The sequence below is a fragment of the Alteromonas sp. 14N.309.X.WAT.G.H12 genome, assembly GCF_036697315.1.
Taxonomy (GTDB): Bacteria; Pseudomonadota; Gammaproteobacteria; order Enterobacterales; family Alteromonadaceae; genus Alteromonas.
Genome location: NZ_JBAHZB010000001.1, coordinates 270,123 through 286,548, shown reverse-complemented (window position 1 = coordinate 286,548; position 16,426 = coordinate 270,123). Strand labels below are relative to the sequence as shown.

General features: G+C 44.6%; 6 protein-coding genes. All 6 read right to left on the bottom strand.

Going from position 1 to position 16,426, the window contains the following annotated elements; translation table 11 throughout:
- Positions 1–84: 84 nt before the first annotated feature.
- Positions 85–5,157, bottom strand: coding sequence for a hypothetical protein (locus V5298_RS01210; protein ID WP_332929634.1), 5,073 nt, complete (start codon positions 5,155–5,157; stop codon positions 85–87).
- 81 nt (positions 5,158–5,238) lie between these two features.
- The gene (locus tag V5298_RS01205; RefSeq protein ID WP_332929633.1) at positions 5,239–7,839 is read right to left on the bottom strand and encodes a hypothetical protein; all 2,601 of its coding nucleotides are present in this window, start codon (positions 7,837–7,839) and stop codon (positions 5,239–5,241) included.
- A gap of 1 nt (position 7,840) precedes the next feature.
- Positions 7,841–10,618, bottom strand: coding sequence for a hypothetical protein (locus V5298_RS01200; RefSeq protein ID WP_332929632.1), 2,778 nt, complete (start codon positions 10,616–10,618; stop codon positions 7,841–7,843).
- A complete protein-coding gene (locus tag V5298_RS01195; RefSeq protein WP_332929631.1) occupies positions 10,618–13,863 on the bottom strand; it encodes a hypothetical protein in 3,246 nt (1,081 codons plus the stop codon). Before V5298_RS01195 ends, V5298_RS01200 begins: the two co-directional genes overlap by 1 nt.
- The gene (locus tag V5298_RS01190; protein ID WP_332929630.1) at positions 13,863–14,159 is read right to left on the bottom strand and encodes a hypothetical protein; all 297 of its coding nucleotides are present in this window, start codon (positions 14,157–14,159) and stop codon (positions 13,863–13,865) included. Before V5298_RS01190 ends, V5298_RS01195 begins: the two co-directional genes overlap by 1 nt.
- Before the next feature lie 95 nt (positions 14,160–14,254).
- On the bottom strand, positions 14,255–16,426 hold the full coding sequence (locus V5298_RS01185; RefSeq protein WP_332929629.1) for an AAA family ATPase: 2,172 nt from the start codon (positions 16,424–16,426) through the stop codon (positions 14,255–14,257).

Sequence of the window (16,426 nt, the reverse complement as noted above, 5' to 3'; positions counted from 1 at the left end):
ATTTACTGGGGTCGTACTTTTTATTCAGGAACATACATTTAGAGAACATTCCCAGTTTCGAACATTATTTAACGTGCACATTAACTAACCTCTAATGGTTATTCGTTTTTTTTCATGATTCGTTTTCGGCTCAGGATCTTTGGGCGGAGCGGGGTCGACGTCCAGCAAGAGATCTACGTCCCTATCATTGTTTAATTTCAATTTCCCGACAGAGGGCAAGTCAAATTTAATCAACTCGTTTTTGAAATCACTGGACAAGATAAACTTAAGCGGGTCTGCTTTCCTGGCTAACACACCTGAAGCGAGACTGCTGTTTGCATCCAAATGAACCCTCAAAATCTTTCCCAACATCTTTCTTGTGGCGGTTAACTGCGTCGATAAACTCTTTGACCCAAGCATCTCAATACCGAAGGGGATCTCGCCCGTATTCCGCAGTTCTTTAAAACATTGATACTCAAAGCGAGCCGTTTGCAGACCCTCGAAAATCGTATCTTCACTCACCGCAGGAACATAACCTTGATTTTCCTTTAAATTATTAAGAGCCATAGAAATAACAGCTTTTAACGCATCAATGTCGCTATCATCTAGGTGTTTGTTGATCGGCAGTTGAAGAGGTAATTTATCGCCAAGTATTGCCTGACTCACTACCTTCATGACTTTCTTAATCGCCGACTCGCGCTCGGTTGGAACGGACTTCCCAAAAAACGCCTGTATAGCGTCCATTGAGGCTATTACATCTGGGGATGTTGCAATGCTAAGTAACTTAGGTTTAACGCTTGTGTTGACCTTACTCATGCTGTTTACGAGAACAAGGGCGGTGATCGCTTTTTCTACCTCTGCTTTCCAGCGCTGTTTTTCATCATCAGAGAGTAACTTGAAACGTTCCGTTCCGTACTCAGGAAAGAGCACCTGCACATTAACCATATCTCTACTGTTAGATCTGCATTTGAACCGTGCCGTACCCGCCTCTTCATTTGCAATAGAGATACCGTCAGCAGAAAACTGATTCATTAACTGCTTAGCTGACGCATTCACCAAATCTGTTGAATCCATAGAGACATGAGCCACTTCACGGGTAAATTGTTTCAGAGAACTTTCAACGGCCTGACGGGAAAATTGTTCTAAAACATTCATTTGAGGATTTAAGCCTGTCCTAAAACAAATGGCCGGCGTCATATAGGGATTTCTGAGCTTTTCCGCTGCCATATGAGCAACAACCATATACTCTTGAAAACAATCCCCCTCCAACCAAATATTCGCATGGTCTTCATCAACCATACACCTTTTGATTCCTCGAAAGGATTTGTAATCGTACACGTCTTGGTAGATTTGCTTAACCACTTCTGGGGCGATGCCTATCATGCCAGTCACTCCACGAATAAAGCTTGCAGGAACGTTTTTCACCGCCAATTCATGATGGTCAAGGACCAGCTCATACGCCCATGCTAACGCGTATCGTTCGGCATTTTCGGGATTCTTCTTTACAAAACTCTCTGCATTATATTTCAACAAATCAGTGTAGGTGACCCTCTTCTTAGCGGCTTCAATATCCGCCTTTTCCCTGACCCCTAACTTTCGGCCAGGGTTATAGATCTCACCGCACTCTCGTACTTTTGCCAGCAGAACCCCTTCTGGAATACCTCCCAGTGTTTCTGGGGTGGAGGAGTCTAGTAGCTCTCTAACTCCCGGCATTACACTAAACTTTGCAACATTCTGGGACGGCGTTAAATCAAACGCGTAGTGTTCTTGAAAATGACGCCATAACTTAGGTGGAAGCGCTGGAAAACCAAAGCTTTCAAAATCGACATACGCCAATTTTTTTACCGGCTTATTTTGGATCATGTCACGAATAGTGGCCATTCGGAGCAATTTTTGGATCCCATACTTCGGATATTGAACCTTGAACAAGCCTTGTGATATTTGCCCTACCAAATCCGCTCTATCGCTATCCAGTTTTGTCGTGATCCGCGACGACATTTCTGTGATAAACAAGTCATCACCTCGAACCTTGAGCAAGGCATCGCCTTTTATTGAGGGGAAATCAAAATTTTCCTGTTCATCAAGGAATGTATTTAAGTTATAGCCGGTATGTTCTGCATTAAAAAACTCATACCCCCCAATCTTACTTACTTTAAGGTTCATGTAGGCAATCTGATGGTTCTTTGCCAATGGTGCGGAATCCAAATGAATCGCATCTTGCATTCTCCCGTAGACTTCCGGGAAATTAACCCGAATAATGTTGTTGTCGTAAGGAAGATTGTGGGCTTGTATAATAAATTTTCCGGCACCGTCAAGCACTGACAGGATTTTATCTTGCGCCTCTTTAGCGGAACACCCGACCTCCGTCAACATATCCTGATCCATATTCGTTAGGTTTTTGGACTTAAAGGAAATCAGAATCGGCTTTGAACCGTCTTTTGAAATAACAAGGGAAAGCAATGACGCCTGCATCCTTTCGTTAACAATAATTTCCCCGGATTTGCCTCTATGCCAGTTACGCACATACTCAGGGTTACGCTTAAGCTTATCCTCAAACTCTTCTGGACTATTCTCAACGACCGTCCCACTATTAGGCACCGGCGTCATGATAAGCATACCAATGTTAAAACAAGGCGCATTGCCGGCCCCATCCGCCTCAACGTCCACAACAATGTAGCTGTCAGCCTTCTTCGTGCGCATCAAAGATAATGCGATGGCCTCGCCTGTATTAAAAACTTTTTCTGAATTGAACGAAAACTGAAGTGCTTCAATCCCCTCCTTGCGGGTGAATTTTTTCACCGGCACCGGTTTGTTCATGAAATACTCTTTGTAGAGAGCGGTTTGCCTTTCTCGCTCTAGATCTAACGGAGAGACCAATTGGGGAACATTGTGTGGGGCAAGTTGGTCTCCGGTTACAATATCATTTGCCATAAAAGCACCGTTCGGCAATAACTGTAAACTAAGCGCACCTCGATACCCGTCATTACTCACAGCCTTTAGTGCTTGGTTAGGTATCATTAGTGACGATGTCATCCCAAAATCGAGATATTCGCTCGTTATGACCCATTCGCGATTTTTCACCAACTCAGAAACCGTCATTTTTCTGAGCGTTTCTTTATCTTCAAAGGTCGTGTCCGGTGAAAGCCTCATCAACATAGACGGCGCGACCTTTCTTGATAGATGCACTCGCATAACTTCCATCACTTCTTTTACCACCTTTAGATGGGTAGTGGTTAATTCGAAAGAAGCGACCAAGGGTTGCGCATCAATGACCTTCTTCGCTTCTCGGTTAACGAAAGCGACGAACGTTTTTAGCAAATCATGCTCAGAGGTGATTGCTAGCGGGTTGTATTTCAAGGTAAGCCCACCAACTTGGCCATGCCCCCTGTATGTTGGAGAGATAAAGCCTAGCTCATCTCTCAACTCAAAAAGGATGTCGCTAATGGAAATCCTTCCATCGCTCCTCATTGATAAAGTTACTTCCCCTGGTCTCGAATACGTCAGACCCATATCAACAGGCTTACTCAAACTATGGTATGCCGTTTTGAGCTGATGAGCAGTAAATACATCATTAATCTCTGGTGAAATAGACTGCGTCAGCATGGCGAAATCCAATGATATTTCCGAGACAAGTTGATGGTCTCGAATGATCGTTAAAATATCCTTCTCAGCTCTACTAATACTCATCAACGTCTCTTCGGCAACAGCAAGCCACGGGTGCTTACTTTTGCTTGAAACCTGATTTTCATAATTAAAATTAAAAAAGTGCGGCCGCAATTCTTTCACGTAATCACGACCCACCGTTTCAGAGACTTTCACTGATTGGAGGAATTTTACGACCTCCAAACGGACATCTAGGGCTTTTGTTTCACCTTCGTCTCCGCCATCTGTTTTAAATATTTTAGGTAACACACTGATCAGTGCCGCGGCCGTGTGGTTTTCTTTGGCCATCAATTCTTGTATATCAAGTAACTCCTGAACTGCGGGAAGCCCCACAAACCCTTCCAGAGACTGTATTTTCTCTCTTTGTGTTGGTCTTATCCACTTACCTAATGAACGGCCACTACGCGTTATTCTAGCGAGGTCAAGTGCCTTATCGATATCCTCTTTTTGAAGGGGCTTTAAACGGATATCACAATCCACTTCATCAAGGAGGTTGGCTGCCCTCCCCATTTTTTTCATGGGCATGAGGAGTTCGTTAAATTCCTCATCACGCAAGCCGCTAAGGGTAAGGTCCTGGGTACGACGTCGCTTAAACACCTCTGACATCAACATGTAAACGAGAAAGCCGCCGCTGACACCACCACCGTTCCTTAAACCCAAGCTCATTGAGCCTTTCGCAAACGGGGAAACCAAGTAGGAGCGCTTCGTCATATTAACAGTCTGACCTAATGCCTCAACAAACTCATTTTTATCTGACTTCGCGTTTAGCCAAAGTAATTCCAGTTCTTCCTGTGACGCCAATGGCGATAATTGGGCAACATCGCCTTCCGTTAAAAAACCGACGCCAGGCTCGCCCGGGCGTCGATCTGACTCTAGGAAATCCATCAACCCCGCCTCAAACTTCATCATGGCGGAGAAGTCCGGCTTATGGTGATCAGCGACAATTAAATTGGCATTAGGATAGCGGAGGATAAAATCCTTTTGTTCAGCGCCTTGATTGGTCCCTAAATCTGCCACAATCACTGTAAATTCATCGGAGGACATTAAGCCTTGCTCTTTCAACCATCCGTCAATTTGTCCTAACTCAAATCCGTGATGGAATGGACTGTATGATTTCGACGCGACATGGATTTGACCAGGGTTAAAGTACTTTCTAGCATCAATCATAATTCCTTGAGCTAAGGAGCCATCATTGTCCGTGTCAGAAATCAACAGTACAGAGGATCCTGACTGTAAGGCCTGGTAAAGAGTTTCTGAGGCCGGGATAAGAGTGCGAATCGCCCTTATTTCTTCTTCTGGCGATTCGTAATCCACTTGATCAAAGCGATTGCTCATGATGTTACGGGCAAGGGCAACATCTCCTGAATAAACATTCTGCAATATCTTTTCAAAGATTTGCGGCGGGATACTGTTTAAAATATCCCTATCCCCCCTCGCGATCATGGAGGGGGTTGCGTTTTTCACTTCAACAATGAATTTTTTAACACTTTCTTCAGTGATCTTCTGTGGCATCATTATCATCCTATGATTATGCATAGTGTAATGATATCATTTTTTCTTCTATCTAAACGCAACATATTTGTTAACGCATCATATTTATTTCCCCCCATGAAGGAGCGCGGACACCTTCACAAAGACTTTGGACACCAATATGTTCTCTGCGTGTTTAACCACACCATCTGTGTTGCTCGACTCCAGGTTAAAATAAGCAGCCATCTCTCTGGGTAAACGCTCAATATAGGGGGTGCACACTCGCATCTCATAAAGCAGAATTCCGACGATAACCGTATCCATGATAACCCCCATAACCATAGACTCAAGTGACGACATTTCCATTGACCATTGCATGACAAAGTCCAGCGCACCAACAACGAGAACATTGAGTGAATAAAAGAATGAAAACATCACAAACATCACAATGATCCCAATAAGGAAAAATAAGAAATAAAGCCCAAGCCCAATGATTTTATGAAATGCGTCTTTCACTGCGTCCGAAACAAAACCCTCCTCAATATGCTCGGCGGGCGATAGGATAATTTTCAACGTGATTACAAGGATTTCCTTAATCACATCATAAAGCCATGCAACCAACATCGTGGTAATTTTAAGAAGAGGGATCCCTGGGATTATGACAACCAACACAAAACCAATTAGTAAATACAGGATATAAATTTCTTCGAATGTGTCGAAGATCATATATTTCCCCATTTTCGTCTTGGCCGCCTCACTGGGGTCGTAACCTGCTAACTCAAGCATTTGTTTTGAGATTGACGTTAACGTTGTTCTAACCCCCTTGGTTGCAATGATCCCATAAGTGGCATGGTCGATTATTTCAATCCCTCTCTTTGACAGTTCAGTGAAAGGATTGAGCGCAGGGGTTTCGCAGGCTGTTTGGTCAAGCCAACAATCAATATTGTCGAGATATAAGCCTAACCGTGGAAGTATCATGCCGTGACCGATGTTACCATTAATCAAATTGGAGGTGGTATCAGTACCGCTGGGTTTTATCATTTGTAACAACGCCCAGTATTTTTGCCCGGCATCAATTAAATCATAGCCCGTAGACACCTTGTAAACCTGAGCAAGCGTTTTCACAATACGCTTATCATCCATTGATTCACTTACACTACCAAAGAACAATGTGCCTGAAGACCAAACCCCCCGTCTTATCGAGAGGATCACATTATCCACATCGGCCTGGTTAACCCCCAAACTCCCACTGTCCGCGATTTCCGCCTTCCACTCATCCATTTGCGCATCCATTTTTTCCTTTTCTGAATCGGTCATACCATCCAATTCCAGAAGAGAGAGAAGGTCAGAAAAATGGTCAATTAAGGCAGAGGTCTTGCTGGTTATGCTTTCTCTTATCCCGTCTGCACCGTCCATCACCTCTTCTTTAAGTAGATCTTTAGACTCAACAGAAAGTGGGAGACCGTAATATGCCAGTGTTTCAACGCCCGATAAGGTGTCTGTTGTTGTTCCATACTCGTATGAATCACCTTTAACGCGAGCAACAAAGCAATTAGCAACCACCCCCCCTTTGAAATCAGGCAAGTCACCCTCCCGGCAAACCATCTCTTGCAGTTTAAGAGCGACGTTGCGCTTGTCGGTTTCAATATCGTCGTTCATATAGACGTCGAGAGCATTTTCTACTTGTTGTGTGCTCGCGCCGGACGGAAGGCTTATGTAGGTTTCCCCGCAACTGGTAAACGTATCAGGATCCTCCCCCCAACTTGCAATGGTTTGCTCATATTCGGTGACACATTGCTTTGTTTGAGAGAGCGTTTTGGGGGTAACGAGATAAGTGTCCACCCCCGCATCAATCGCAGTGACTTGCGTGATCTCATTGCTAAGGGACGCTCCGAACTGTCCTACCCCCATGAGGCACTTGTACAGTTCGTTTTCTTGAACATATGCCATATCCTGCGCACCCTCATTGTTCTCTTGGATACTCTTAATTAAAGCTTCCCGCTGCTCAATATCACAGGTGTAATTTAAGATTGATGCACCCACTTGGTTTTTAATGGAATCTTCAACGGAATCCTTGATTGTACTGCCCACATTCGTAAAAAATGAAGCAAGAAACAAATAGGTAACAGCTATTTTTGATAGCCATAAAAAAGCAGAAACGGACAATAAAGCGATAAACTGAATTGGGTTTACCCATCCTAAAAACGGGAAGGCTAGGAACCCTTTTACGGCTCCGCTCACACCATATTTCTGAAGATAAATCTTCACTGAATCGCCCGTTGTCCCTCCTTGCTGCCATCGAAGAACTTGGAGTCCTGAATGCCAGAACACCAAGAACACAAACACAGAAAAAACCCCCACATTGAAATAATACAATGTTGTGTGCATCGGGCTAAGTATTGAAAAGAGGAGGTCATCTCTCGAAAATCCGTGAGGCTCTTTGGTAAATGAAGAGAGAACATCCAATACTGAGACGAAATCAGGACCAATCATGGCCCCCAATATTTGAACCGCGACATCATCGGACAAAGGGAATCCTTGGCATGCTTCTATGACTTTGTTGGGGGCAATACCATCCAAGTCATCACCGTTGATAGACATAATTTTCTCACGGCACTCAATCATTTTGATTTCAGAGAGTAGCGCAACATCATCTGTGTCTTCTGCGGCATCTACAATAGGCACCAAAGGGAACAGTAATAGAAAAAAACATAATACCCGAGCCATACTACCGCCCCATCATCGTTAAAATGCCTTTCGCATCTTTCCAACCCACCGCCCGCTGATCGCCGAACGGACTATTTGTCATTTGGCCCAAAACCCACTCAACAGTAAAATCATAAAATGACTCTATGACGGTAAGCACCATGTTGTAGACAATGGCCACTACCACAAGGGAGATGCCCATAATAACAACCGTATCGATAAGTCCCCCTGCGGGCCCGTCGTTTGTTTCAAAAGCAAAAGACATACTACTCATCACTTTTGAAATGACGACATTAGATAAAAGCCAAGCCAACACAACGCCAATGACCGTTAACGGTAATTTCAAAATCACCGCTAGCCAATCAGCCCATACCGCATCAAATCCTTCTGTTAAAAATTCCGTATCACTATCAAAAATAACATCTGTTAATTTAAAGCCATGAAGCACGATTGTTTTAATGATTAAATAGAGGAATTTCGACAGGGCAGACAACACCAACAGCATCGGGAAAAGCGGAATAATTATGCCAAACACAACGCCGGCGATTAAGGCAATCAACAAGACTGTGTCAACAAAAGACATCAGTGCTGAGTCTGTACCGACAAGGCCAATAACGAACATGGCATCAACGCCCATGGTTGCACCCAGATCCGCCCACACAGACGAGTTCAATTCACCAAACTCATCGGTGACACCAAACCCAATATTCCCGGCCATTTCCGTTAAGTAGGAAACCGAGGTTGCTCCTGCTGCTGGCAAAACCAGTTCGCCCGTCCTCCTGATAGCTGACTGAACAGCGGTCCCCGCAGCCTCTTCGAGAGAACCCGTATTTTTCCCTGACAACGAAAAGAATCGACCGGTTCGAGACACGGTATCACCCATCAACAAAGCCGTTTTAAACGCAACTGCACCTTTTATTAGCTCAATACCAAATCGACTAAATTCTTGCGGCACATTGCTACAAACATAGCCATTTTTTACTTGAAGAGGACTTTGAACACAGGTTAATAGTCTGGAGTAGCCGGTGATCTTCGAAACACTCCCAAACTCCGGGGCAGGGGAGATGGTTGGGATACCTAGCCCCGACAAGGGCGTTACCAAATCACTCAAAATATTAGCTTTGTCCGAACCGTTCCCGCCATATTGAGGTACAGTGAAAGAAACAGACAAGGTTGGTTCACCTTGCTCATTGATGATCCCCTCACTGGAGTCGAAGAATGAAAATTGAAGCTGATTAAAAATGTTTTTCGCGCTATCACTGGCAGGGTGATGCAAAAATAGATTAAACATATAAAAACCAAGCATCATACTTCCACGATCTGCAATCCGGAAATCATTAGAACGCGTTGAATACATGTCTACGGCATTCGCACACGCATACAACCCTCCGGACAACAAGTTGGACTCAGAACATTGCTTCACCACGCACGCATCCAGCGCGACACTTTCGATATTTGAGGTGGACGCTGACGATTCTAGCAACTTGTAATTAGAGACATAAACACCTGACATGATATCGTCAATGGTTGCTTGATCCACACACATTGCGATTTGTTCTCTTTGATTTCCTGGAGACGATAGGTATTCATCTAAGGCACTGTAAGTGTCTGGATACACCAGCGCTTTAGTTATATGGTAAGAGCTGCACCGGGCGGTCAGTTGGTTAAAGAGGGCGCGGTCTTTTATCATGATGCTGTCACTGCCACTTGACCACTTCTCAAGTTCGTCACAATCTTCTAGCCACCGGGTCAGTTCGATGTTGTCTTTTTTTTGCGCGGTGTAGCTCAAAAGTGTTGGCTGTCCCGTATTCATATCCGAATAGGTATCCTCTTTGGCCAACTCTGCACTAAAGGAAAGAGCTCGTTCTAGCTGTTGTGTTAACACATTAGTCAACACGCTGATCTGCGTGTTGGCAAACATGTTTTCATCAAAATCAAAGGTCTCAGAATCTAGATTTAGGGCCTGCATGTCTTCATCTGTGCTGCGATCTACTCCTAACCGAACATCAAGACCGCACTCACCTATTTTCACCCGCCCACGCAAGACTTGCTCACCACTTCCTGGCTGCGGATAAAGCTTAAGCTCTTCTTGATACTCCGCATCTTGCTCCCTATATTCCTGCGTTCTAAGGCACGTAAAGAAAATATTCATGGCCATTGCCGAATCTTGTTTTGCATCAGAAGCCGGCAACGGCAATGTCGACAGCGTTTGCCGTTGCCTTTTTATCAAATCACTCGTTGCTTCATCACTTATTGCCGACGCCTTCCCTAATACGTCAAAAAGCAATGCTGTTACCGGGTTTGTATAAAATTGATCGTCAAGAAGGGTCGTTTTTAACGGAACTGGCAAAATGACCAAACCACCAAGTAAAACCAATTTAGCCCAAAAGCCACGACGCGTGTCTCCTGACATTCTCGACTTTCCATTACTTTTGAGTTCCCACACCTCCTTTATTCCAAAACCCCCGAGTTTCACCAGAAAGTAGATCACGCTAAGACCGTAAATTGCCGTTAACCCAATAATGAAAAGCTGACCAAAAACGGCATTAAATGGCTTCGACAATTGTGACAACTCCGACTCGTCAGCCACCGAAACCGCTTTAATATCCTCACTGTCATCGAGAAAATAAAGCAACAACCCTTTGCCGAAGAAAGCATAAATAAACTGGTTACTCGTGTTTCCCATCACCGTTTTCAGTTTTCCATATTGCCCCTCGTCCTCTGACGCTGCAGCGTCTTCAGCGAAGGCATGCCCCGGCGTAATAAGAAGAATAAATACCAAATAAACCCAACGCATCATCAGTCCACTTTCCCTTGCGAATCTTCTTTCCCACCATACATCTCATTGTATTCACCCATTTTACTTTGTGCCTTTTGGATCCGGCTTTGTAGTTCACCGCGAACTTCTCGCCGCCCTTGATTGGCTGTCTTAGCATGCGCGGAATCAAGTAGCTGCCGACCTTTGTCAAATAGCATCGCTTTAACGAAGTCGCCAATTTTGTCATCCATCGCCTTATGGTTCACGCCTAAACGTGTCAGCAGTTCGCCCAGCATATCTTCCATCAATTGGTAGGTGTAACGTAATCCCATGATGAAAATAAAAAAGATAAGAACCAGCGAAAACAACAAATCGAAGTAATGCCGAATAACCCCTGTGCTTTTAAATAATGGCAGCCCTTCAAGGAAGAGCGAAGACACGCCAACCGCGAATGCCACGACATAAAAAAAGTAATAAGCGAACATCGTCGTAACCACGGACAAGGTGGGGGAAAACATGATTTCAACACCATAATGAAGGCCGGCACTCTTAATCAGCTCTCTTTTTTCCTTAAAACGGAACATGAAAATGCACCACAGTAAAACGGAGAAGCTAGCCATAACCACGACCATAAACCATGAGACAAATTTCATATATAGGTATAGCTGGGGAATGACCGGTAAAACGTAAGCTAACACCGCGCCTATAATAGTGACACCCACCATTAAGGTCCCGAGTAAGTCGTACATAATGTCAATACTCGCGCTGGCCATATCAACCAATCCGAATAAGGTCTTTCCGAATTCACCCATTGATGTTTTTAGCAATTCCATCTCGTCATCAGAAACTGTCTTCCCATTATTACTTGGTCCACGCTTCAGAACAGCCTTTGAAATCGCCTTGGATGGAAGCGCTATACTGAAAAACTCAATGCCAACATCTAACATGTCATGTCCCAGCAACGTTAACTCAACAATAGGATCTGACAATGGGAAAGGGCATTCTGAGGGGTCCTCAAGGCATAATTCCTTGTCGTTATCAGTGTAATCAAAAGAGATGCCCAATCGGTCCAAATAGTCTTCTGAGAATGAGAACATTTCGAAAATCTTAAACGTGCCCATGTCATGCGAGCCGTCATCAAGAGGCTTTTGCCGGACTAGCATTTCTCTTTGCATCATCCAGGAGGCACTACTTACTAGGGGATCTACCTTGGTGAATTCTGGGTAAGTGCTATTGAACACTTCATCACCCGCATATGAATAAGGCATAAATTGTGCGTCCGTGGCCCGGTCAGTATCAACACTCGCACTGACATACCGCGAGTTGTAGTTAGGCTTCATGAACTGATATGTGTTTGTGATTTGGCGCACATCGTTTTTGTAGCTTTCGACAACTTGATTGATGTTCTTCAGGTAATCAGCAACGGCAAGGTACCCTTTTTGGCGCACATCAACCCACCAGCGATCTAACGTTCCTTCCTGAACGGATTCGGAAAATGAAGATTCAATGGCGCGGCGTTGTTTGGTTAAAAGTTCGACATGGGTCGTCCAGTCTTCGTTAAACTCCTCTTTTATCTCATTGAACCGGGCTAGCGCTTGTTGCCGATATTCTTCCGTTCCGTACTCTCCCAGATCACCCATGCGCTCCAAGACTTCTTTCTCGTCAATATCTAGACAGCGGGCGGACGCCGCTGCGGACAATCTATCACTCTCTCCGTTAAGGTAATCAACGGTTAGTTGTGTTTTTTCTAAGCCATCTTGAAAATCAAGACACTGCCCCCGTCTGATCCATTTAGCCAACTCCTTAGCTATCTGAAAATGCGAAGATATACCTGATTCAACAAGCGCTAAAGAGCCTGTTTTTCGTGCCCCTGAGCGAACAGAATGAATTTGCTCATATTCATGTTTTGATCCAAACAAAAGTGCATTCATGGCCGCCTGGTGCAACATCCTAGATGCACTTTGATAATGGGATCTTGCCGAATCCTCCAGAACACGATTCAGTGCAGCCCGGGTTTCCATAACTTCATTATCGACTGACACCAAGGTATTATCTTCATCCGCAAGGTTCGCGGCGGCAGATTTCTCAGCTAACGCTTTTTCAAGCAATGCTTTGAGCGTCGTCCAATGCTCGCTCACTAAGGATTTGAGCTCTGTTGGCTGTATATCAGCGGTGATCCCTGACTCCATAGATTCGAGGATATCAAAAAGCTCGCTAGGCTCGTCCAGAAGCGCAATAAGCGGATTGTTGGTCCAATTTGGATTAGATATCGTGACCCCTCCGCAGTGGTAAGGTTCTAACGTATCTCCTTCAATAAGACAGGCATCGGAGCGCGTCGGCTTCGTTTCAAAGACAATGTTTTTCAATGAGCTGTATCGGTACTTGCCCACGCCATAATTCGGCGTAAATCCTGTGTCATACCATCCGAAAGGAGGGATTTTGCTGTCATCTGTCCAATATTCTGTCAAGAAATCACCGTCTTCATTGTCTCCTACCTCGCAGGAATAACGGGATTCGTAACTTTCGGTGGTTGTTGTCCAACTGGATGCGCTCACTTTGTACGCTACAGTTTCCTGTTGGCACAGTGACATGGAGGTTAAGTAACGATAATAACTGTCCGCCATAAAACTATGACGTTCCCAAACACCGCTTGATACATCGGTATCCCGGACAACTTCAGGTTGTGTGTAGTTTTTAAAAAGAGATTGGTTCCCCGCATAAAACACACTCGTCGCCATGTTCGCAAGAGTAAGACTAAATGTCCCTAAGCTAAATACGAGCAATTGGCCGACAAAAAAACTTTTGTACGGCAGCAGGAATATACCGGCGAAAGCACCACCAACGGCCCAAGAACGCACGTCATCCTCATTCATGCTATTCGCATTGATGAACGACCCACCCTTCAGGACCCTTACGATACCGTGAACAGTTAAAAACAGGAGGTAAACTGAAATCAGTAAAATAATCAGAGCATAGAATAACCCTGACAGGGTGAAAAAAATCTCGTCACCATGATAATCGCCTAATAACACTTGGTCTTCGGGCGTATCGGCGACCGCAGAGAAATAATTTAGCGACCAAAGAGGCTTTATCTCTTCGACAAGGCTTGGGAAGATTTCGTTAATCAGCCCAAAAGCAATATCTCGGTCACAAATGGTGCCATCCGCGATCTTTATGCTGCCTTCGTCATCAAGTCCACAGTCGGTCCTAAAAGCTTCATTCCCCGCATCCTGCGCTGAGGCGTAAAAACTAAATATCAGCAGTAGTGCTGTAAAAAAAAAACGCATCACAACCTCACTAATTCGTAGAGAGATCGCGCGATATAATCGCGGGATGAGGGGCTATTTTGGATGTGGGCTTTTATGAGGTGCCGACAGAGTATCTGGGGGTTATCTACACCGGTTTGAATTTGCAATGTCTTTCTTGGTACCGAATCACACTGCAACAAGAAAACGGTGCTCAACCAAAGATTTTCGGCCATCGCGTATTTTAAGCAGGAATCACTCAGGCCCAACTCTAGCGCTTTACACGCATCAGGAAAACGTTCAAACCACGCACTTAAACGTGATACGTCCTGATTCAAAAAATCATCCTTTATGATTGGCCCGACCCGTGATCCTACGTCCACCATTGCCTCCATGCAAAACTACGCGTTCCATCAATAAATTATATCATAAATTATGCCTGCGCCGCGCTTTTATGCGTATCCAGTGGAATAAAACGCCATATCTGTTCTTTCAGTAACGTGTTTCTTTGATGTGAGCGGCGGCTTTTTACAATTTTTTTGATAACACGATCGTTGCCAATCATGTGTGCTTTTACTTGGCACCGAGTGACTAAGGTATATAGCCAATACCGATCCATCAAACTAAAATGATGTTCTGGTATCATAATGATGACATGGGGGTATTCAGAACCCTGTGATTTATGTCCAGATATCGCATACGCCAACGTCAGGTTGTAGAGGTCTTTTTTCGTGTATTCAACCAATCTCCCTGTCATGTCAGCAAGCATGACAGGGTCGTCTTTTGACACGCGTTCATCTTCGTCATAGACGCTTCTTACGATACCGACATCGCCGTTATAAACATCCATGTCGTAGTCGTTTACGGTCTGCATGATTTTGTCATTCTCTTCGATATGATTTTGCCCGTGTGGCTTGAAGCAAGATTTCACAATGCCATTTAGTTCTGCCACCCCCAAAGAACCTTTGTTCGTTGGCGAAAATACCTGTACGTCTTGGAAGGAAAGCCCTTGTGACTTCAACTCACCGATTAAGCCTGTTAGGCGTTCGCGGGACTCATCGTCATTTCGAGTGGGGTAATAAGACCATTCGTCATCATTGGGAACGTCGTAAAACTTCCCTTCCCGGATCCCATTGGAGATATGCAGAGGGGTAGGGAGCGTTCCATCCTCTTTCTTGATCCTCAGCACTTCTGTTAACCAATATACGGGCAAGGTATTGCTGTCAATTAAATCACGAAACACAGCCCCAGCTTGAACCGATGGTAACTGCTCAACATCCCCAATCATTATAAGTCGTGCGGCTTGAGGGATAGCCCTCAAAAGTGACCGGAAAATCAGAGTGTCCAACATAGACATTTCATCAACAAGAACGACGTCGACCGACAGGGGGTTGATGTCATTAAAAAGAAATTCGTCGGACTGATGGGTAGCACCAAGAGCTCTGTGGATCGTAGAGCATTCACGCCCTGTCACTTCACGCAATCTCTGGGATGCCTTCCCGGTAGGCGAGATAGCCAACACATTCAAGTTCTGATCTTCGATCAAGTCTAAAATAGTTCGAAGCAATGTCGTTTTCCCCGCACCTGGACGTCCCGTAATAATCGAAACCTTGTGCTTAAACGGCGCAACAACAGCCCTTCTTTGGTGCGATTTAAGCTTGAGCAGACGTTCATCACTCGCATCAAAAGACAGTTCTTTTTCGGCGGGCATCTCAATCAATAGGCTTAATCGATTCGCGATTTCTTTCTCCGCAGCATAAAACCACTGCGATTGAAGCAGAGGGCCTCTCTGCGTTTCCGTTACATAGATACGGCGGCGTTCTATCATGTAGTTAATTTCGTTTTCGACAAGGTATTTATCGATATTAAGATACCCAAGTGCATTCTTGAGAACCGACTGGTACGAATTAAGTGTATGCCCGTCATTACTCCCGGACTTCATCTGGTGCATAATCACTTCGCGAATACGGACTGGGTCCAACGGCGACCACCCCTGACCAAGGATGGCCCTATCAAACAAAACAAAATTAACTTTATTGCTTATTTTTCGATAAAGGGAGTAGGGGGCTCTTTCCAAAATCAGCAAAGCATTTTCTGGCGCTTGCTTAATTATTGATAATGACTCTGTAAACGTAAACCGGTACCTGTTTTGGAGAATCGTCATTTTTTCTTGTTGTGGCAAAGCATCTTGATACGATTCACGTATTTTTATGAAGGTCTTTACGCCTACCCCAGGCACCATGGTCAGTATGTTGATATCATGATTGAGAAGAGTGAGGGTTTGTTCTTTGTATGTATCAACAAGGTATCTAGCAATACGCTTCGTTATACCCTTAAAAATTCCCGAGGCGAGAAACAGGTAAATTCCCTCAGCCGTATCAGGCGGCATTACTTCGTAATGATGAACTTCAAAATTCATTCCGCCGCCACGGGGGTTCGGAACCTCCTTCCCAACCATGTTTAGCTTGTGACCCGCATATTGTGGCCCCATTTTACCCACAGCAATAAACCGCTTTCCGGTTTGGGTATCCAGCATTTCAATCACTGCAAAGTCGTTTTTTTCATTCAACCACTTTACTTTCTTGACTACACCACTGCGGTTCAA

Bases quoted from the DNA above. Each gene is read 5' to 3' on its own strand.
- V5298_RS01200 (WP_332929632.1), bottom strand. From the start codon at position 10,618: ATGATGCGTTGGGTTTATTTGGTATTTATTCTTCTTATTACGCCGGGG.
- V5298_RS01205 (WP_332929633.1), bottom strand. From the start codon at position 7,839: ATGGCTCGGGTATTATGTTTTTTTCTATTACTGTTCCCTTTGGTGCCT.
- V5298_RS01210 (WP_332929634.1), bottom strand. From the start codon at position 5,157: ATGATGCCACAGAAGATCACTGAAGAAAGTGTTAAAAAATTCATTGTT.
- V5298_RS01195 (WP_332929631.1), bottom strand. From the start codon at position 13,863: ATGCGTTTTTTTTTTACAGCACTACTGCTGATATTTAGTTTTTACGCC.